16 protein-coding genes are annotated in these 18,813 nt (G+C 69.3%); 10 read left to right on the forward strand and 6 right to left on the reverse strand.

Translation table 11 applies throughout. The features are described from left to right. Positions 1-939 precede the first annotated feature (939 nt). Together VF746_21825 and VF746_21830 are read left to right on the forward strand one after the other, a co-directional pair. Positions 940-1,167 (forward strand): hypothetical protein, encoded by a 228-nt coding sequence (locus VF746_21825; GenBank protein HEX8695066.1) that lies wholly within the window; start codon positions 940-942, stop codon positions 1,165-1,167. After that, positions 1,161-1,571 (forward strand): hypothetical protein, encoded by a 411-nt coding sequence (locus VF746_21830; protein ID HEX8695067.1) that lies wholly within the window; start codon positions 1,161-1,163, stop codon positions 1,569-1,571. The genes VF746_21825 and VF746_21830 overlap by 7 nt, the downstream gene beginning before the upstream one ends. 1,060 nt (positions 1,572-2,631) lie before the next feature. Here the strand turns inward: VF746_21830 and queG are convergent. The 3 genes from queG to VF746_21845 all read right to left on the reverse strand — a co-directional run bounded on the left by queG (position 2,632) and on the right by VF746_21845 (position 6,538). Beyond that, on the reverse strand, positions 2,632-3,828 hold the full coding sequence (gene queG / locus VF746_21835; protein ID HEX8695068.1) for a tRNA epoxyqueuosine(34) reductase QueG: 1,197 nt from the start codon (positions 3,826-3,828) through the stop codon (positions 2,632-2,634). A gap of 76 nt (positions 3,829-3,904) precedes the next feature. Beyond that, positions 3,905-4,702 (reverse strand): glucose 1-dehydrogenase, encoded by a 798-nt coding sequence (locus tag VF746_21840; protein HEX8695069.1) that lies wholly within the window; start codon positions 4,700-4,702, stop codon positions 3,905-3,907. A 294-nt stretch (positions 4,703-4,996) separates the two neighbouring features. Beyond that, positions 4,997-6,538 carry a DASS family sodium-coupled anion symporter gene (locus VF746_21845; GenBank protein HEX8695070.1) on the reverse strand — a complete coding sequence of 514 codons (1,542 nt, stop codon included), beginning with the start codon at positions 6,536-6,538 and terminating at the stop codon, positions 4,997-4,999. A 408-nt stretch (positions 6,539-6,946) separates the two neighbouring features. On the opposite strand from VF746_21845, the gene VF746_21850 reads away from it, so the two are divergent. Continuing rightward, positions 6,947-7,186: a hypothetical protein gene (locus VF746_21850; protein ID HEX8695071.1), complete on the forward strand. Its 240-nt coding sequence runs from the start codon at positions 6,947-6,949 to the stop codon at positions 7,184-7,186. A gap of 167 nt (positions 7,187-7,353) precedes the next feature. Beyond that, positions 7,354-7,563 (forward strand): DUF5683 domain-containing protein, encoded by a 210-nt coding sequence (locus VF746_21855; protein HEX8695072.1) that lies wholly within the window; start codon positions 7,354-7,356, stop codon positions 7,561-7,563. 101 nt (positions 7,564-7,664) lie between these two features. Here VF746_21855 and VF746_21860 read toward each other — a convergent pair whose 3' ends face one another. Further along, positions 7,665-8,849: a hypothetical protein gene (locus VF746_21860; protein ID HEX8695073.1), complete on the reverse strand. Its 1,185-nt coding sequence runs from the start codon at positions 8,847-8,849 to the stop codon at positions 7,665-7,667. A 74-nt stretch (positions 8,850-8,923) separates the two neighbouring features. Beyond that, on the reverse strand, positions 8,924-9,964 hold the full coding sequence (locus tag VF746_21865) for a bifunctional oligoribonuclease/PAP phosphatase NrnA (protein HEX8695074.1): 1,041 nt from the start codon (positions 9,962-9,964) through the stop codon (positions 8,924-8,926). A gap of 710 nt (positions 9,965-10,674) precedes the next feature. Between VF746_21865 and VF746_21870 the strand changes: the two genes are divergently transcribed. The 6 genes from VF746_21870 to VF746_21895 all read left to right on the forward strand — a co-directional run bounded on the left by VF746_21870 (position 10,675) and on the right by VF746_21895 (position 17,255). Continuing rightward, positions 10,675-12,201, forward strand: a complete 1,527-nt coding sequence (locus VF746_21870) for an amino acid permease (GenBank protein HEX8695075.1) — start codon at positions 10,675-10,677, stop codon at positions 12,199-12,201. Positions 12,202-12,416: 215 nt separating this feature from the next. Then, on the forward strand, positions 12,417-14,627 hold the full coding sequence (locus VF746_21875) for a sodium-translocating pyrophosphatase (protein HEX8695076.1): 2,211 nt from the start codon (positions 12,417-12,419) through the stop codon (positions 14,625-14,627). 291 nt (positions 14,628-14,918) lie between these two features. Beyond that, positions 14,919-15,155 carry a DUF4160 domain-containing protein gene (locus VF746_21880; GenBank protein ID HEX8695077.1) on the forward strand — a complete coding sequence of 79 codons (237 nt, stop codon included), beginning with the start codon at positions 14,919-14,921 and terminating at the stop codon, positions 15,153-15,155. After that, positions 15,148-15,573, forward strand: a complete 426-nt coding sequence (locus VF746_21885) for a DUF2442 domain-containing protein (protein ID HEX8695078.1) — start codon at positions 15,148-15,150, stop codon at positions 15,571-15,573. The genes VF746_21880 and VF746_21885 overlap by 8 nt, the downstream gene beginning before the upstream one ends. An 8-nt stretch (positions 15,574-15,581) precedes the next feature. Then, positions 15,582-16,613, forward strand: coding sequence for an NAD-dependent epimerase/dehydratase family protein (locus VF746_21890; protein HEX8695079.1), 1,032 nt, complete (start codon positions 15,582-15,584; stop codon positions 16,611-16,613). A gap of 237 nt (positions 16,614-16,850) precedes the next feature. Beyond that, the gene (locus tag VF746_21895) at positions 16,851-17,255 is read left to right on the forward strand and encodes a response regulator (GenBank protein HEX8695080.1); all 405 of its coding nucleotides are present in this window, start codon (positions 16,851-16,853) and stop codon (positions 17,253-17,255) included. 282 nt (positions 17,256-17,537) lie between these two features. On the opposite strand, the gene VF746_21900 is transcribed toward VF746_21895, so the two are convergent. Next, positions 17,538-18,812 (reverse strand): hypothetical protein, encoded by a 1,275-nt coding sequence (locus VF746_21900; GenBank protein ID HEX8695081.1) that lies wholly within the window; start codon positions 18,810-18,812, stop codon positions 17,538-17,540. Position 18,813 lies beyond the last annotated feature (1 nt).

Raw genomic sequence — 18,813 nt, forward strand, 5'->3', positions numbered from 1 at the left:
GAAAAGGTCTCACACAGAGGGCACAGAGAACACAGAGGAACAGCGGAAGAGATTGAAGTTCTCTCCGTGTCCTCCGTGTCCTCTGTGTGATGCCAATCTGTTTCTCGCGAACCAGAACAATGCTCGGAAACGTGGTATGAAAGGTTCGTTCGCTTGGCGACTCCACCACCTGCGTCACGAACTCGGATTGACTCAGCTTCAGGTCGCGCTCCTGATGGGAACGACGTCTTCGACGATCAACAATTGGGAGTGCGGACGATCCATGCCGCACCGCTCGCATCGCGAGTCGGTTGATTGGCTATTCCAAATGCGCAGAGTTCGGAACGGAGTCTAAAAGGATTGCCCTGCTCTCCCCGCGCGCGGCTCTGGTCAGACCAGCGCCGGAGCTAACGCGGGCTGGGAGATGCACTCCAGCACCGCCTCCACCTTCAGCGGCTCGACTTCCCTTGCCGCGGGCCAGGTCGGCCTCGGGATTGGAGCAGGGCGGCCAGTCGGTTGCGTATGCGCGCCGGGCGCAGGTTCGATGAGGAGCAGCCAACTGGTAGCCTGCCACAGAACCTTGAACGTACAGCAGAAAGATCATTCCAATACACCAAAGTTTTTCTTGAAGTGTTCGATACGCCGGACCACATTAGAATCAAGAGTTCTTCCGGGTCCGTAACTGGCCGTGATGAGCGGTGCGCTAACACGGCTCCGCCAGCGCATAAGAGGAATCGATCGGCCGAGCGGAGCGACTCTCTCACGGCCGGACCAACCGCGATGAACATGAGCATATCATCATCGTGACAGACTGTTCCCCCGCTCCCCGTAGCCAAACGGCGCCAGATAACAGGAGATCACTTCATGAGGAAGCTCGCGATACTTGTCTTGGTCGTCAGTCCACTCAGTCTGCTGGCGCAACGCACGCCAGTGGCGTTCACGAACGTGAACGTGGTTCCCATGGACCACGACACCGTGCTGCCGGCACAGACGGTGGTGGTGCAGGGCACGCGCATCACCGCGGTGGGGCCGACGTCGCAGGTGGCGGTGCCGGCCGGGGCGCAGCGCATCGACGGCACCAGCAGGTACCTGATGCCCGGGCTGGCCGACATGCACGCGCACGTGGTCTCGCCGGGGACAGCTACACCGGAACGACGTTCGAGCGTCCGGACTTCCAGGACATGGTGAGCTTCTGCAAGGCGAACCCGCGTCCGAAGTCCAGCATCGGATACATCGAGATGTACGCACCCAGCCGGTTCGGACGGATTCTCGACGAGGAGAATCGTCCAGACCTGAACGCGTACATGCTGATGTACCTGGAACTGGAAAGGAGCGGCTGGCAACTCCGGTTCGTTACGATCGAGCTTACCGGAAATCCGACGATCGACTACGTCCTCATCGCAATCCACGCTACCGAAGCAGCGAATTACGCTACGAACCTCTCGAAGGACGTCTCGCGCGGAATCAGGAACGCGTCCCGCGAGGGCTGGTGGCCGCACGCCATTCCACCGTTCGGCACGCTCCGTTTCGACACGCGAGCCAACAAGGTCCTGCGCCATGGCGAAGCTCGACGGGCGGAGCAGGCGGTGTGATCCTGGTCCCGGACCCTGTGCTGGCGGGTGTCTGGGAGTACGCGGCTCACCAGCTTCTCGCGGGCGCCAGCTATGACGCCGTCGGCGCGGCCATCTACGAGCGCGGTATCCGCGGCCGACACGGCGGCACGCTAGGACACCGGCACGTTCGGAACATTCTCACCAACTGCGCACTGATCGGTGAAAACGAATTTAAGGACCTTGGCCCGGACGGCCGGCCGGTACGGAGAAGAGTGAAAGCGCGCTGGCCCGCGCTGGTCGACGAAAAGCTTTTCCGCGAAGTGGAAGCCGAGGTCGAACGGCGTAATGCCAACCCGCGCAACAAGAAGCGCAAGGTGCGCGGGTGGTACCCGCTCCGACCGATCTGCGCACACTGCGGGCTTGAGTATAACGGCAGCCGACTGAGCAAAGCGCAGGATGAAGCGAGGAGCTACACGCACCCCGTCCCCAAGGAGCGGCTGAATCCCGAGGCGTATCAACTCTTCCACGCCGAGGGGTGCAAGGCGTACTCGATCGTCGCCGACGAACTCGAGGCCGCCATCGGTGACATCATCCTCATGGAGAGGGTTTCCGCGGACTTCGAAGCGGAGATCCGTGGGTACATTCTGGAGCGCGAGGAATTCCGAACGGCTGCAGAGCAGTCCATCGAGGCTGCCCGCGCGGAAGTCCAGGCGACCAAGACGAGGCTCGATAAGATGCTGAGAGCCATCGCTTTGGCCGCCGATGCCGATTTGGACGAGTCGGAGTTCCGGCGTGAGATCGAGCCGCTCAAACAGGATCTCAAGGCAGCGAAGAGACGCTTGGCCGAGGCCGAACAGCTGGCCAGTTCGCGGGAAGATGCGTGGGAGACACTATCAGCGATCCTCCACGAGACCCGCAATCTCGCGGAAACGTGGGATATCGCTGGACCCGAGGAGCGGAAGATCCTGCTGGACTACTGGGTACTCGATGTTTGGATCGTCGTCGACCCGATCCCGGGGATGAAGCGCGCGAACCAGAAAACCGCGGTGGTCACGCTGGCGGCCGCGCCCAACCTAGTCAAGCCATTGCCGGTCGGGCGTCAACTCGACAGCGCACCCGTGATCTCCTCGCGGACCCAGGGATCCTCCTCACTCACCAGTCGCCGCACGAGGGTCGAACCGATCGAAGCAATCACCTCGGCCGAACAGTCAGCGCCAGAAGCGATTCTGCCGAGCGCCCAGGCTGCATGCCCGCGGACCAGCGCCTCCGGGTCGTCAAGCGCACGGGTAAGGGCCGGCACCGCGTCGGGCGAGCCCCAGTTCCCCAGCGCGACGGCGACGTTGCGCAGCAGTCCGCGACGCTTTGCCCGCTTCACGGGCGACCCGCGGAACCGGCTGGAAAATTCCTCCTGCGTCAGCGACATCATTTCGGTGAGCTCAACGCCATCCACGCCCAGCCGCGGCACGAAAGCTGGCTCCGCCGTTGGCGTTGAGAATTTATGGTTGAATGGGCACACTTCCTGGCAGATGTCGCAGCCGTAGACGCGGTTGCCGATCAGCGGGCGGAGCTCGCGCGGGATCGGGCCTTTGAGCTCGATGGTGAGGTAGGAGATGCACCGCCGCGCGTCCATCCGCGGCGCGCCGGCCTCGTCGCGGCCCAGCAGCGCGCCCGTGGGGCAGGCGGACAGGCACGCCGAGCAGGTGCCGCAGTGGTCGCGCGCGAACGGCTCGTCGTACGCCAGCTCCACGTCCAGCAGCACCACGCCGAGGAAGTAGTACGACCCCCGCCGCGGCTGGATGAGCATGGTGTTCTTCCCGTGCCACCCGAGCCCCGCCCGGCTCGCCAGCTCGCGCTCCAGCACCGCCCCCGTGTCCACGTACGCCCGCCCGCCCACCGGCGTCAGTTCCGCGCCGATCCACTCCTGAAGGGCGATCAGCCGCTCCTTCATCAGGTCGTGGTAGTCGAGGTTGCGCGCGTACCGGGCCACGACGGCCCGCGACGGGTCGCCCGCCGTCGAGGCGTCCTCCTCCGCCGGGGCGTAGCCGAGTGCCACCACCACGGCCGACTTCACGCCGGGGACGAGCAGCCCCGGGTCGGCGCGCTTCGCCACCGCGTCCTCGCGCGCCAGGTAGCCCATCTCCCCGTGCATCCCCTCCCCCACCCAGCGCGCGTACGCCGTCCCGTGCGCGCTCGGCTCCGCGGGCGCGATGCCCACGGCGTCGAACCCCATCTCGCGCGCGCGGGCGCGGATGCGGTCGGAGAGCTCGGCGGGGGAGAGGACGGCAGTCGTAAGCATGCCCCCAGTACACACTTGAGGCCCGGCCGTGCCACGCGTCTCCACGTCCACCCTGGGTACTGGGCACTGGGCACTTTCAGTGGAGGACCGACGCCATCCCGCCGTCCACCACCATGGAGAGCCCGGTGACGTACGAGGCGGCGCCGGAGCAGAGCCAGAGCACCGCCTCGGCCGCCTCGCGCGGGTCGCCGACGCGGCCGGCGGGGATGAACTGCTCCTGCTGCGCCCGCACCGCCTTCGCCGCCTCGGCGTCGCCACCCGTCATCCCCAGGACGGCGCCGGCCAGCATCTCCGTCTCGAAGGCGCCCGCCACCAGCGCGTTGACGCGGATCCCGGCGCGGCCGTACTCCTGCGCGGCCGACTTGGTGAGCGCCAGCACCCCCGCCTTCGACGCCGCGTACGCCGAGGCGCGGGCCACGCCGCCCAGCCCGTTCAGCGACGAGGTGTTGACGATCGCCCCGCCCGGCGGGTCCTGGGCCAGCATCGCGCGCACCTCGGCGCGCATGCAGAGGAACACACCGCGCAGGTTCACCGCCATCGCCTCGTCCCACCCGGCCGGCTCCAGCTCGTGCACGGGCAGCAGCGGCCCGTGCGTGCCGGCGTTGTTGAAGGCGCAGTCCAGCCGCCCGAACGCCTCCACCGCCCGGCGCACCGCGGCCTCCACCTGGGCCTCGTCGGCCACGTCGCAGCGCACCGGCTCCGCCCGGCCGCCCGCGCCGCGGATCTCCTCCGCCGCGCCCCGCAGCAGCTCCTCGCGCCGCGCGGCGAGCACCACGCCCGCCCCCTCGCGCGCGAAGGCCAGCGCCGCCGCCCGTCCGATCCCGGAGCTGGCGCCGGTCACCAGCGCCACCTTCCCCGCGAACCTCCCCTCCATCGTCACCCTCCGGAAGATGCACCGCCTGTGACGCGGCCTGATGCAATCCGGTAAACCACGGATGACCAGGAGAGCGTCAGGCGCCTCATCGACTCGCCACCCTCCAGCACCGTCGGGTAGATCCCTCGGGCCGCTACCGCTCCCCTCGGGATGACATCTGCCTGGTCCACTCATTCCATCGGATCCGACCTCACGCACCGGACCCCGCCCCCGCGCCGGACCAGCCCGGGAAGGCAGGCTTCTCGCCGTTGTCGCCGCGGCTTCCAGCCGCCCGACATCCCCGGCCGGGCCGACCTACCGCAGCAGCGGCGCCAGCAGCGACACGGCGGCCACGATCACCACGATCCCGATCACGTCGAGGATGAGGCCGTAGCGCACCATCCGCATGAGCGGCACGTGCCCCGAGCCGTAGACGATGGCGTTGCACGGCGTCGACACCGGGAGCATGAACCCCAGGCTGGCGGCCATCGTGGCCCCCAGCGCCGGAGCCAGGGGGTCGACGCCCGCGGCGGTGGCGATGGAGATGACCACCGGCACCACCATGTTGGCCGACGCGGTGTTCGAGGTGGTCTCCGAGACCACGACGGCGATCAGCACCGAGGCCACCAGCAGCCCGAACTCGCCGTGCAGCGGCAGGAGCCCGGTGAGCCCGCGCCCCACCGCCTCGGCGAGGCCCGTCTGGAAGGAGAGCACCCCCAGCGCGAACCCGCCGCCGTAGAGCAGGATCACCCCCCAGTCGATCTTCGCCGCCTCGTCCCAGGTGATCGCCCGCTCGCCCGGGCGGCCGGGGAGCACGAACAGGAGGAGCGCGCCCAGCAGCGCGGCCGCCGCCTCGGGGACGCGCGCGCTCATCTCGCGGTAGAGCCCGCTCCCCTCACCGCCCAGGAGCGCCACCAGCCCCGGCGTGATCCACAGCGCCGCCGTCACGCAGAAGGCCAGCGCCACCGACTTCTGCCCGCGCGTCCACGGCCCCAGCGCCGCCCGCTCGGCGCGGATGAGGTCCGCCCCCGCGCCCAGCGTCTTCACCCCCGCCGGCGACAGCGCGTTCAGGTACAGGTAGAGGCAGACGAAGAGGACGGCCACCACCGGCACGCCGACGGCCATCCACTCGAAGAAGGTGATCTCCTCGCGCAGCAGCTCGCGGATGAACCCGATGCCGATCACGTTGGGCGGCGTTCCCACCGGCGTCGCCAGCCCGCCGATGGAGGCCGCGAACGAGGTCATCAGCATCAGCCCGGTGGCGTAGCGGGGGTCGATCGCCGGACGCCCCTCCTCGCCCGTGCGCATCATCACCGCGAGGATCGACATCCCGATCCCGAACATCATGGCCGTGGTGGCGGTGTTCGACATCCAGGCCGAGAGGGCGGCCGTCACCGCGCCGAAGGCCAGCAGCACGCGCGACGGCCGGCCCGCGATCCACGGCAGCGTGAGCACCCCGAACGCCACCCGCCGGTCGAGCCCGTGCAGGAAGATGGCGCGGGCGATGATGAACGAGCCGATGAAGAGGAAGATCAGCGGGTCCGCGAACGGCGCGAACACCTCCTTCGCCGGCGCCACGCGCAGCGCCACGCACGCCGCCGCGCCCAAGAGCGCGGTGGCGGGCATGGGGAGCGCCTCGGTGATCCAGAGGATGACCACCGCCGCCATCACCGCGGCCAGGCGGTGCGCCTCGGGCTCGAGCCCCTCCAGCGGCGCCAGCAGGAGCACGGCGAAGGCGAGCGGGGCCGCCACGAACCCGACGCGGCGCCGCACCCGCTCGAAGCGCTCCTCGGCGGCGGTGAGCACCTCGCGCGCGGCGGGGGCGGCGGTTTCGTCTGCTGCGGGTGGAAGAGTCACGGGCCGGAGTCGTGAGGAGCGGGACGGCGCGGGCCGGGAGACTGGGCGCTCCAATCTGCGGGAGACGGTGAGAAGCGCCAGCCCCCCGCGCGCTGCGATGGGCCGACGATCCGCCCGTTCGCTCGGATTGCGCCTGCGGGGGGAGGCGCGGGGCGGCGGCGGGACATCGGCTCCCCAACTCGGGGCAGGTCTGGGACGCACACGCCCCAGCGCAAGCGCTTCCCCTCCGGGGCGCCTGGAGCACAAGGCGATGCCGTTCAACGCGTTGCGGGACCGGGGACCGGACGCCGCGCGAGTGGAATGCGGGCTGCCTGGAAGGAGGGCGCCGGGCGCGACAGCCCGGCGCGCCTCGGGGGCGGCCACCGCCCCGGGGCTCTCACCGCAGTCCTGGGAACGCTTGAGGGACATATGTCGAACCACGTAGCGAATCGCGTTCGCCTCGTCTTCGTCGCGCTCGTGCTGACGCTGCTGGCGTACACCGGCCTGGACGCCGCGCTGGCGCACGGCCGGGGGCACGAGAGGGAGGCGTCCGCGTGCGGCTCGGCCGCGAACCCCTGCCGGCTCGCCCCGCTGGTGGTGACGCGCCCGGGCCCGGCGCACCTGGCCGGGGTAGCCGTGCGCGGCCCCGCTCCCCTGGCGCACTCCTGACCGCCCCGCGGCCGGCGATGCGCCGAACGCCGCCCCCGCGCCGCTCCCCGGCGCGGGGGCGCGCGCGTTCCAGGGACGGCGAAACTCGCGGGCGGCGCCTCCCGTAAGAGCGCCGGGCGGTCCGGAGCAGGGCCGGACCCGGCGACTTCCTGACAAGCGAGGCGAACGTGAGAGATCCCGGTCTGGCGGCGCTCTTGAGCCTGCTCGTACCCGGCGTGGGGCAGATCTACAACGGCACCTGGCTGCGCGGGCTCTTCTGGCTGATCATCACCCCCGGCCTCTGGATCGGCACCGGCGGGACGCTCGGGTGGATCTGCCACCTGATCGCGGCGTACACCGCCTACCGCTACGCCAAGAGCCACACGTACCGCCGGTAAGCGGGACGAGTGAAGACGCGCGAAGGGCCGCATCCCGGGACGGATGCGGCCCTCTTCATATGCCTTGCCCTGCAGCACAAATCAGGCAAACCCCTCCTTTCTCACTGCTCCGGGGCTTCTGGTGGATTTAAGTGTCGCTCAGCAAGAAGCTTCGCCTGATGAACCGTTTCAGCGAAACGGTTGATACGCATCCTGATTCCGTTGATTGACCCCTCGTGCTGGGAGACAATGAGGCGCGCTTCATCTCTGACTTCGGAAGGTGCGATCAGCAGCCATTGTGTGGACTTCGTTAAACGTTTCACAATTGTATCCAACTCAGCGGAAAGTGCAGTGAGCCGCTGCTGTGCTTCTAACAGCGCCTGTGCACGGTTGGTCATCTCGATTCTCTGCGGTTGAGCTGTCGGGGAATAGGAGTTCAGAACGGAGTTAAGCACCGGCGTGAGTGCTAATTCCAAAGCGGCCATCTGCTGCTCCACCCGCCCTAAAGCTTCATTCAGTTCCTTGAGTGCTACTTCGAGGACTTCTCGGAGCGTGGAACCGGTGAACTCGGCCTCCATCTGCTCTATCGCCTCTGACGGGGTGATCCGTCCGAAAGCAAGATCCTTGCGGATCTCGATCAACGTATCCAGAAACCGTGGCGACCGGCTGTGGGCTACGAGGCGACGGCCAAGCTCAGTTAGTGCAACTAAGAGCACTGCAAGCCGGAAAGCGGCCCGTTGCGTACCGGGATGCAGAGTCGGGAGTGCGAATGCGAAGCCCAAAATGGAGATACAAAGCAGAAGAAGAAGAACAAAGCGTCCGATTGAAGCACCCGTCTCGAATTTCGGAGAACGCAACGGAACAAAGATTCCGAGCTTTGGACCAATGAGGATAACCACGGCCCCGAGCAGCGATACGGCCCAATAGATAAGACCGGCAGCGGTTCCCCAGACGGGTATCCGATGAACCACGAAGATGATCAATACCAGAAAAGCAGTCGCATGAAAGACTGCTTCCGCCGCATAGGTACCGAGACTTTTAAAGTGCCGTGCTGCTATAAATCTGTGGCCGAGCGGACGCCAAGAAGGGTCGCTATTCCGACCAAACAACGAGAAAGCAAGCTCCCGAATGCTCAGCAGAAGTAGCCCCCACCGAACGACCTCTTGAATTTCAAATCCGCCTGACTCCCAAAACCCGAGAGCAGACCAAGATACTGCAGCCGTCGCACCGATAATTGCAAAGAGTGTCCACCCACTCCTTTCCTGTTCCGAGGTAACTCGTGTGATTTCCGCGTCCAGCACATGCATCACGCTTTCCGCACTCGGCCAAGAACTCTTAGCTTCGGGTGGCCGATCATTGGCTTCGCTCACGTGACGGCGCGTCAGTGCGGGAGCGGATTAGGCCCCTTGAGCGCGTCGCGGACGGCGGGGATCACCTGCGAGGCGACCGTCTCGGCGGGGCCCTCGACGAGCGCGCCGGCGGCCTTCACGTGGCCGCCGCCGCCGAAGCGCCGCGCCAGGCGGTTGACGTCGGCGTGGCCGTTGGAGCGGAAGGAGACCTTGGTCTTGCCGTCGCCCGTCTCGCGGAAGAGGAGCGCCACCTCGGTGCCCTCGATGGAGCGGGCGTGCTCGATCAGCCCGTCGAAGTCCTCGCCGGTGGCCTCCAGGCGCCGGGCGGTCTGGTCGGTCACCACCATCCAGGCCAGCCCCACCGCCGGGTCCACCCGCAGCGACTCGAGCGCCTCGCGCAAGAGCGACAGCCGCCGCAGCGGCGCCGTGGCGAAGAGCCGCCGGTACACCCACTCGGGGTCGATCCCCCGCGCCAGGAGCCGCGCCGCCACCGCGTGCGAGCGCGGCGTGGTGTTGCTGAAGCGGAAGCTCCCCGTGTCGCTCACGATGGCCACGTACGCTCCCAGCGCCGCCGCGGAAGGCACGTCGTCGCCCGAGAGGACGATCAGGTCGTAGACCATCTCGCCCGTGGCGCTGGCGGAGGGGTCCTGCACGGCGGTGTCGCCCAGCACCTCGGCCCCGGCGGGGTGGTGGTCGACCACCAGGGTGCGCTCGCGGGGGAGCCGCGCGGCCAGCTCGCCCACGCGCGGGGGCTCGCTGGTGTCGAGCACCACGAACAGGTCGGCCTCGGTCAGCGCCGCCTCGGCCTCGGGGGTGCCCAGGTCGGCCACCGCGTCGTGGCGGTGCAGGAGGAAGCGGAACCCCTCCGGGAAGGGCGTGGGGTTCACGATCGAGCACTCGATCCCCCGCCCCTCCAGCCACGCCGCCACCGCCGCCTCGGACCCGGCCCCGTCGCCGTCGGCGTGCACGTGCGTGGTGAGCACCACCCGCCGCGCGGCGAGCAGGCGCTGGAGCACGCGGCGGAGCGTGAACGAGCGCGAGTCGGGAACGTCGAGGAGGTCGTTCAGGGCCATCGGGCTTACCGGACGGAAAGAGCGCGGAAAACGAATACGCTACGCGCCGCGGGGCGGGAGCGCAATCGGTGCGCCGTAAAACCCGGTGCGTGAGTGCGAAAGTGCGAGAGTGCGAAAGTGCGATCCGGCTCCCAGCCGATCGTCGACACCGCGCGCGGGCCCGTCCCGGGTCGGTTGAAGCCTCGCGCGCGCCGGACCCGGCCTCCGCTCCGGACCCGACAGCGAGGCTTTCTGCCGTTGTTGCCGCGGGTTCACCCGCCTTTTGCGAAGCACGCCACCCCGCGCCGCCCCTCCTCCACGCGCCGGAGGAGCCCACGCAGGTGGGCTTTTCGCCGTCGTTGCCGCGGGTTCACCCGCCCCGACTCGTCCCGGCGTGCTTGACGCAGGTCCGCACGCGCGTAAGATTCACGACCTTCCCGGTTTCGCGGACGAAAAACCCCGGCGTCTGGCGGCACGAATGCGGCGCACGCGCGCGCTCCCCACCTTCCTGATCGCCTCCGCGCTCCCCCACGGGCCGCGGAGCGCGCCGGGCCATTCCACCCGCCGGGCCACGCCGTGAAGCGCCCTCCGCCCCCCGCCGCCTCCCGGGCGGCCTTCATCGCACCGAGCAGACGTTCGACCGGTCCCGCGCGGGACCTCGCAGCGGCGCGCCCACCCCGGGCGGCGCGCGTCCTCCCCCACGGCGGACGATAACCCTTCCAGGAGCCTCCATGAGCCTATTCGCCCGCAAGTCCATCGACGAGCTGCGCGCGGACGCGTTCTCCGAGGGCGAGCACTCGCTCAAGCGCGCGCTCTCGGCCACCAACCTCGTGCTGCTCGGCATCGGCGCCATCATCGGCGCCGGCATCTTCGTGCTCACGGGGAGCGCGGCGGCGCAGTACGCGGGGCCGGCCATCGTCATCTCGTTCATCGTGGCGGGGCTCGGCTGCCTCTTCGCGGGGCTGTGCTACGCCGAGTTCGCCGCCATGATCCCGATCGCCGGCAGCGCGTACACCTACGGCTACGCCACCCTCGGCGAGCTGATCGCCTGGATCATCGGCTGGGACCTGATCCTGGAGTACCTCTTCGGCGCCTCCACCGTGGCCGTGGGGTGGTCGGGGTACTTCACGGCGTTCATGAACGAGCTGGGGATCAAGATCCCCGCCGCGCTCAGCAGCGCGCCCTTCGCCTACGAGAACGGCGACTTCGTCCGCACCGGCGCCTTCCTCAACATCCCGGCGATCTTCCTGATCCTGCTGATGACCGCGCTGCTGGTGATCGGCATCCAGGAGTCGGCGCGCTTCAACAACATCATCGTCTACGTGAAGACGGCCATCGTGCTACTGGTGATCGCCTTCGGCTTCCAGTACGTGGACAGCGCCAACTGGTCGCCCTTCATCCCGCCCAACACCGGCGAGTTCGGCCAGTTCGGCTGGAGCGGGATCGTGCGCGGCGCGGCGGTGGTGTTCTTCGCCTACATCGGCTTCGACGCGGTGTCTACCGCCGCCCAGGAGGCCAAGAACCCGCAGCGCGACATGCCGATCGGCATGCTGGGGTCGCTGGCCATCTGCACGGTGCTCTACATCCTGATGGCGCTGGTGATGACGGGGATGGTGAAGTACACCGAGCTGAACGTGCCGCACCCGGTGTTCGTGGCCATCGACGCGGCGGGCCCGGCGCTGAAGTGGCTCACCTACTTCATCAACATCGGCGCCATCGCCGGCCTGGCCTCGGTGGTGCTGGTGATGCTCATGGGGCAGCCGCGCATCTTCTACTCGATGGCGCGCGACGGGCTGCTCCCGCCGGCCTTCGGCAAGGTGCACCCGCGCTTCCGCACCCCCTACATCACCACCATCCTCACCGGCGTGGTGGCGGCCGTCGTCGCCGGGCTCTTCCCGATCGGCATCCTGGGCGAGCTGGTCTCGATCGGCACCCTGCTGGCGTTCGTGATCGTGTGCGGCGGCATCATCTACCTGCGCTACAACGAGCCCGAGCGGCCACGCCCCTTCCGCACCCCCCTGGTGCCGCTGGTGCCGATCCTGGGGATCCTGATCTGCGGCTACATGATGTACTCGCTGCCGAAGGACACGTGGCTGCGGCTCATCATCTGGATGGCGCTGGGGCTGCTGATCTACTTCTTCTACAGCCGCAGCCACAGCGTGCTGCAGCGCACCGGGCACAGCTCGCACGCGGCGCAGCAGCAGCCCCCGGCGCCCACCTACACCGACTCGGACGAGCACCCCCGGCCTCCGCGCTGAGGAGGGTGGCGCTCCCGCAGGGAAGGCCCCGGAGGGCTCCCGGGGAACAGCCGGTCGGTCGGACGCCGGTCGCGGAGTTTCGCGACCGGCGTCCGGACGTTAGAATCCCCGCGCGCGCGGCCCTTCCGGCTCGCGCGAGAGGCCGCGCGCTCCGCTTCCGAGGAACGGGGCGGCGCCCGGAGTGGGCAGTCTACCGACATAAAGCAAACCGGAGCATGAATCCAATCGTTTACGCGGTCCCGCTGCTGGGGCTCCTGGCCCTGGCCTACACCGCCTGGCGCTCGGCCTGGGTCACCCGGCAGGACCCGGGGACCGAGACCATGCGCGAGATCTCGGGCCACATCGCCGACGGCGCGCTGGCCTTCCTGAAGGCCGAGTACCGGGTGCTGGCCGCCTTCGCGGTGATCGCCAGCATCCTCCTCTTCCTGCTGGGGATGAGCGACGAGCGCTCGCACCCGCTGATCGTGGCCGCCTTCCTGGTGGGCGCGCTCTTCTCGGTGCTGGCGGGCTTCATCGGCATGCGCATCGCCACCAAGGCCAACGTGCGCACGGCCCACGCGGCCCGCACCAGCCTCTCGCGCGCGCTCGACGTCTCCTTCGCCGGGGGCTCGGTGATGGGGATGGGCGTGGCCGGCCTGGCGGTGCTGGGGCTCGGCTCGCTCTTCATCGTCTTCTACACGGTGTTCGTGGACGGCGGCGACCCGAACGGGGTCGAGATGGCGCGGGCCCTGGAGGTGCTCACCGGCTTCAGCCTGGGCGCCGAGAGCATCGCGCTCTTCGCCCGCGTGGGCGGCGGCATCTACACCAAGGCGGCCGACGTGGGCGCCGACCTGGTGGGGAAGGTGGAGGCCGGCATCCCCGAGGACGACCCGCGCAACCCGGCCACCATCGCCGACAACGTGGGCGACAACGTGGGCGACGTGGCGGGGATGGGCGCCGACCTCTTCGGCAGCTACGTGGCCACCATCCTGGCGTCGATGGTGCTGGGGCGCGAGGTGCTCGCCCCGGGCGACCCGCTGGGCGGGCTCACCCCGATCCTGCTGCCGATGCTGATTGCCGGCCTGGGGATCGTCTTCTCGCTGGTGGGGATCTTCCTGGTGCGGGTGAAGGAGGGCGGCGACGTGCAGCGCTCGCTCAACATCGGCAACTGGGCGTCGATCCTGCTGACCGCGGTGGCCTCGTTCGCGCTGATCCAGTGGCTCTTCCGCGACGTGAACGTGCTCACCATGACGCGCGCCGACAGCGCGCGCTTCACCCCCAACGGGGTGTTCCTGGCTGTGTTCATCGGCCTGGTGGTGGGCGCGCTGATGAGCCTGATCACCGAGTACTACACGGCCATCGGGCGGCGCCCGGTGAACTCCATCGTGCGGGGCTCCTCCACCGGCCACGCCACCAACGTGATCGGCGGGCTGTCGGTGGGGATGGAGTCGACCATGCTGCCGATCCTGGTGCTGGCGGCGGGGATCATCGGCAGCTACGAGGTGGCGGGGCTCTACGGGGTGGCGATCGCGGCGGCCGGGATGATGGCGACCACGGCCATGCAGCTGGCCATCGACGCCTTCGGGCCCATCGCCGACAACGCGGGCGGGATCGCGGAGATGAGCCACCTGCCCAAGGAGGTGCGCGAGCGCACCGACGTGCTGGACGCGGTGGGCAACACCACGGCGGCCACGGGGAAGGGCTTCGCCATCGCCAGCGCGGCGCTCACGGCTCTGGCGCTCTTCGCCGCGTTCATGGGCACGGCGCAGATCGACAGCATCGACATCTCCAACGCGCGGGTGCTGGGCGGGCTGTTCGTGGGGGCGATGATCCCCTTCATCTTCTCCTCTCTCGCCATCAGCGCGGTGGGGCGCGCGGCGATGAGCATGGTGCAGGAGGTCCGCCGCCAGTTCCGCGAGATCCCCGGGATCCTGGAGGGGACGGGGAAGCCCGAGTACGAGCGCTGCGTGGCGATCTCGACGCAGGCGGCGATCCGCGAGATGGTGCCGCCGGGCGCCATCGCCCTGCTGGCGCCGGTGGTGGTGGGCTTCCTGATGGGCCCCGAGGTGCTGGGCGGGATGCTGGCGGGCGTGACGGTGTCGGGGGTGCTGATGGCGATGTTCCAGTCCAACGCGGGCGGGGCGTGGGACAACGCCAAGAAGAGCTTCGAGAAGGGGGTCGACATCGAGGGGCAGCGCTTCTTCAAGGGCTCGGACCCGCACAAGGCGGCGGTCACGGGCGACACCGTGGGCGACCCCTTCAAGGACACCTCGGGCCCGTCGATGAACATCCTGATCAAGCTGATGTCGATCGTCTCGCTGGTGATCGCGCCGGCCATCGCGGAAGACCGCGGCGGCGCCGAGGCGAGCCGCCCGGCCCCCGAGGCGCGCGCCGAGGCCCCCGCCCCGGCGCACGCCGCCCCGCCGCCCCCGGTGGTGATGCGCTGAGCGGCGGCGCGCGGCGTCGGAGGAATCACAGCGAAGCCCGGCCGGGATGCCCCGGCCGGGCTTCGTCGTTCCAACTAAACTGGACCGAGGATTTTCAGGTATTGTTCGACTCCTAACGAGACATCCCGTCCGATGTCTACCCCTCTGGTTTTCTCCATAGGTACATCTTGATGCCGGAAAATACCGGTACTTGCCGACACATTTCCATCCGCGTAAAATGGACGTCCCGCACGAGGTCGTGGCGATCTCTTTTCCCCGCCCTTGACGAAACCCAGCGATAGGTTTATTCTGATGAGCACCGTACTTCGGATGGACGGGTACGCCGTCGTCATCCACACGCGCGACCACCCTCCGCCGCACGTCCACGTGCTGTACGGAGGAGACGAAGAGGAAATCGTGGTGAACCTGCGTCCGATCGCGGTTCGCGAGGTCCGGGGGATGCGGCCCCAGCACATCGTCGAGGCCGTGCGCATCGTCGAAGAGCACAAGATCTACCTGCTGATCAAGTGGAAGGTGATCCATGGCTGAACGGCTCTCCGAGGCCGAGATCCTGGCCCAGGTCGACGCCGCGACCCGCCGGGCCCGGCGCGCGGACGCCACCGAGCCGCGCGCCGTCGCGGCCCGCTACGATCCCGATTCGCGCCTGGTGACGGTCGAGCTGCGCAACCGCTGCACGTTCGCGTTCCCGCCGGAGCTGGAGCCGGACCTCGCGCACCTGGCGCCCGGCGTCCTGGCCGGCGTCCGCGTGGCCTCGGGGGGGCGCGCGCTGCACTGGGAGGAGCCGGACGTGCACATCGACGTCCCCGGGCTGATCGCGCACGCGATCGGGCTCGACGCGTGGGCGCCGAAGTACCTGGGCTCGCGGACCAGCGCGGCCAAGGCGCGCGCCTCGCGCGAGAACGGCAGGAAGGGAGGACGGCCGCGGCGGCGCGCCACTCCCGAGTAGCCCGCAGCGTGCGCGTCCTGGTCATCGGCGGCACGCGCTTCGTCGGGCCGTGGGTGGTGCGGCGGCTGGTGGAGGCGGGGCACGAGGTCGCCGTCTTCCACCGCGGCCGGACGGAGGCGGAGCTGCCGGAGGGCGTGGAGGAGGTGCGGGGCGACCGGGCCCGGCTGGCTTCGTTCGCCGCCGCGCTGCGCCGCCTGCGCCCGCGGGTGGTGCTCGACATGGTGCCGTACACGGAGCGCGACGCGCGGGAGCTGCTGCGGACGTTCCGGGGCGTGGCCGAGCGGGTGGTGGCGGCCGGCAGCGGCGACGTGTACCTCGCCTACGACCGGCTGCGCCGCGTGAGCCCCGGCGAGCCCGGCCCGGTTCCGCTGGCGGAGGACGCGCCGCTGCGGGAGGTGCTCCACCCCTACCGGGCGGACGCGCCGGGGCCGGAGCACTGGACGTACGACTACGACAAGATCCCGGTGGAGCGCGTGGTCCTGGGCGACCCGGAGCTGCCCGGCACGGTGCTGCGCCTGCCGTGCGTCTACGGCCCGCGCGACCAGTTCCGCCGGGTGCGCGAGTACCTGCGGCGCATGGACGACGGCAGGCCCGCCATCCTGCTGGAGGAGGGGCACGCGGCCTGGCGCTGGACGCGCGGCTACGTGGAAGACGTGGCCGCGGCGGTGGCGCTGGCGGTGACGGACGCGCGCTCCGCCGGCCGCGTCTACAACGTGGGCGAGCCGGACGCGCTCACCGAGGCGGAGTGGGTGCGCGCCATCGGCCGCGTGGCGGGGTGGGAGGGGATGGTCGTGGCCGTACCCCGCGGCCGCCTCCCCGCGCACCTGGCGCCGGATGACTTCGACTGGCGGCACCACCTGGCCACCGACTCGTCGCGGATCCGCGCGGAGCTGGGCTGGGCCGAGGCCGTCCCGCGCGGCGAAGCGCTCCGGCGCACCATCGCCTGGGAGCGCGCGCACCCGCCGGACGGCGGCGCGGCGCAGCCCGACTACGCGGCGGAGGACGCGGCACTGCGGAAGATCGCCGGCTGTCTCCCGTAAACGTTTCCCCTGTACCTGGCGATCGCGGCGGCCGCATCGTTATGAAGCTGGGCCGGAGCGCGGCTATCTCTCGGCGGGCGTCGCAGTTGCGCCTGGACACAGGGCGTAGCAGAGCAGATGCGGCCAACAAGACTGTTGCATCACGTCTGTTTGCACTTTAGCTTGCTATCCCCCACCCAACGCGGGCCAGGTCCACAGGCGTCCGGAATCGCCGGGCGCCCACGCGGAGCACACGCCATGGCGTCGAAGACCGTGCTCATCGTGGACGACGACCCCGACCAGCATGTACTCTGTGGTCTGTACCTGGAGCATTCCGGGTACGCGGTCCTCCACGCGCACGACGGACGGGAAGGCTACGAGACGGCGCGGTCCAGGCAGCCCTCGCTGATCCTGATGGACCTGCGCATGCCGCGCCTGGACGGGGCGTCGGCGTTCCGGCTCCTGGCCGCGGACGACGACACCCGCGCCATCCCGGTGGTGGCGCTCTCGGCCGACGTGCTGGAGTGGTCGGAGACGCGCGCGCTGCGGGAGGGCTTCGCCGGGCACATCGCCAAGCCGTGCGACCTGCGCCGGATCCGCGACCTGGTGCAGCGCCTGATCGGCCCCGCCGAGCCGGCCGGGATGGCCGCGGCCATGGCCTGATTCGAAGCCTGCACATCGATCGCCAGCGGATGCCGGGTCCCCGGCATCCGCTGTTTTCTTTTGGATGAGTTCTCCAGACACAACGAGACTCTCACAGAGGACACAGAGGGCACGGAGGAACAGCGGGTCGGATGCAGTTCTCTGTGTCCTCCGTGTCCTCTGTGAGACAAAAACAGCAGGCCTCACGCAGAGTCAGCAGAGTTAGCAGAGAACCCCTCGTTGTTCTCTGTTGACTCTGCTGACTCTGCGTGATCCAAATCTGTTGAAGTTTGGATGTTTGGATTATGTCTCCGGCGTGGGGTCGGCGCGCTCGGGGCGGGCGTTGTCGCCGCGGATCTCGGCGCCGCCCAGCACCAGGCCGCGCACGGGGAGGCCGTCGGGGAGCATCCGCTCGATCAGCGACACGCGGATCGGCTGGGCGCGCACGTTCATGTCCACGAAGCGCAGCGTATCGCCCAGGATCATCCCGAAGCTGCCGGCGATGCGCGTCCCGGGCGCGCGCAGGCTCGCGTTGCGGGCGGTGATCATGACGCCTTCGGGGCGCGACTCCACCAGCAGCGACAGCGAGCCGCGCAGGTCGGGCGGGAAGCCGCGGTAGAGCCACTGGAAGTCGCCGAACGCCAGCGAGTCGCCGCGCAGCGCCACGTCGTACATCGGCGCCTCGGCGGGGTCGAACCAGCGCGGGAAGTCGCCGAAGCGCACCACCCCCGAGGTGGCGAGCCGCGAGGTGGGCAGCCGCGCCGCCGGGATGTCGAACTCCAGGTGGTCGGGGAAGAGCGCCAGCGTCCCCCGCAGGTGCCGGATCTCGACCGGCTTGCGGTAGAAGTGCACGTTGCCGCGCAGCGTGTCGACGTGGAAGCGCGACCCCGTCCTGCTCCCCGGCGAGAAGCGCACGTCGTGCAGCACCCCCTGCAGCTGGCGGACCTCGACGGTGCGCACGTAGCCGCCGTTGTTCGGGAGCTGCCGCACCACCACCGGCGAGGTGTCGGCGAGCGCCTCGCGCAGCAGGCGCCGCTGGCGGGCCGCCGGGAGTGTGCTGTCGGTGCGGAACGGCGTCTCCATGCGCACCAGGCCGTTCACCACCTTCACGTACCCCATCATGGTCACGCGCTCGGGGCCGCGGCGCGTGGTGTCCTTCGGCGTGGTGTCGGCGAAGATCGCCTGGTAGTTCCAGAGCGAGTCGCCCGGGAACTTGAAGACGTAGATCTCCGGGTCGTACAGCGTGAGCCGGTTGATGACGATGCGCGGCGACAGCAGCGTGCTGACGTCGTACTCGGCGAAGGCGCTGTCGGCGACGATGAAGGGTCGTCCCCGCGTGTCCTGGAGGCGGAGCCCGTAGATCTTCGCGCCCTCGAAGAGGTTGCCGTCGATGCGGTCGATCAGGAGCTTCCCGTTGGGGAGGCCCTTCCCCAGCGCGGTGAGCGTCTGCTGCAGCACCCACTCGCGCCCGGAGCTGGTACGCGCCACCAGGTTCAGCGCCAGGAACGCCAGCCCCGCGCCGAGCGCCAGCCCGCCCACGGCCCACGAGGCCGTCCGCACCGCCCGGGAGCGCGCCATG

Source organism: Longimicrobium sp., from assembly GCA_036389795.1.
In the GTDB taxonomy this organism is placed as follows: Bacteria; Gemmatimonadota; Gemmatimonadetes; order Longimicrobiales; family Longimicrobiaceae; genus Longimicrobium.

Excerpts from the sequence above, each read along its gene's own strand:
- VF746_21825 (HEX8695066.1), top strand. The coding sequence starts at position 940 with ATGGACCACGACACCGTGCTGCCGGCACAGACGGTGGTGGTGCAGGGC.
- VF746_21830 (HEX8695067.1), top strand. The coding sequence starts at position 1,161 with ATGGTGAGCTTCTGCAAGGCGAACCCGCGTCCGAAGTCCAGCATCGGA.
- queG (HEX8695068.1), bottom strand. The coding sequence starts at position 3,828 with ATGCTTACGACTGCCGTCCTCTCCCCCGCCGAGCTCTCCGACCGCATC.
- VF746_21840 (HEX8695069.1), bottom strand. The coding sequence starts at position 4,702 with ATGGAGGGGAGGTTCGCGGGGAAGGTGGCGCTGGTGACCGGCGCCAGC.
- VF746_21850 (HEX8695071.1), top strand. The coding sequence starts at position 6,947 with ATGTCGAACCACGTAGCGAATCGCGTTCGCCTCGTCTTCGTCGCGCTC.
- VF746_21860 (HEX8695073.1), bottom strand. The coding sequence starts at position 8,849 with ATGCATGTGCTGGACGCGGAAATCACACGAGTTACCTCGGAACAGGAA.
- VF746_21865 (HEX8695074.1), bottom strand. The coding sequence starts at position 9,964 with ATGGCCCTGAACGACCTCCTCGACGTTCCCGACTCGCGCTCGTTCACG.
- VF746_21870 (HEX8695075.1), top strand. The coding sequence starts at position 10,675 with ATGAGCCTATTCGCCCGCAAGTCCATCGACGAGCTGCGCGCGGACGCG.
- VF746_21875 (HEX8695076.1), top strand. The coding sequence starts at position 12,417 with ATGAATCCAATCGTTTACGCGGTCCCGCTGCTGGGGCTCCTGGCCCTG.
- VF746_21880 (HEX8695077.1), top strand. The coding sequence starts at position 14,919 with ATGAGCACCGTACTTCGGATGGACGGGTACGCCGTCGTCATCCACACG.
- VF746_21885 (HEX8695078.1), top strand. The coding sequence starts at position 15,148 with ATGGCTGAACGGCTCTCCGAGGCCGAGATCCTGGCCCAGGTCGACGCC.
- VF746_21895 (HEX8695080.1), top strand. The coding sequence starts at position 16,851 with ATGGCGTCGAAGACCGTGCTCATCGTGGACGACGACCCCGACCAGCAT.
- VF746_21900 (HEX8695081.1), bottom strand. The coding sequence starts at position 18,812 with ATGGCGCGCTCCCGGGCGGTGCGGACGGCCTCGTGGGCCGTGGGCGGG.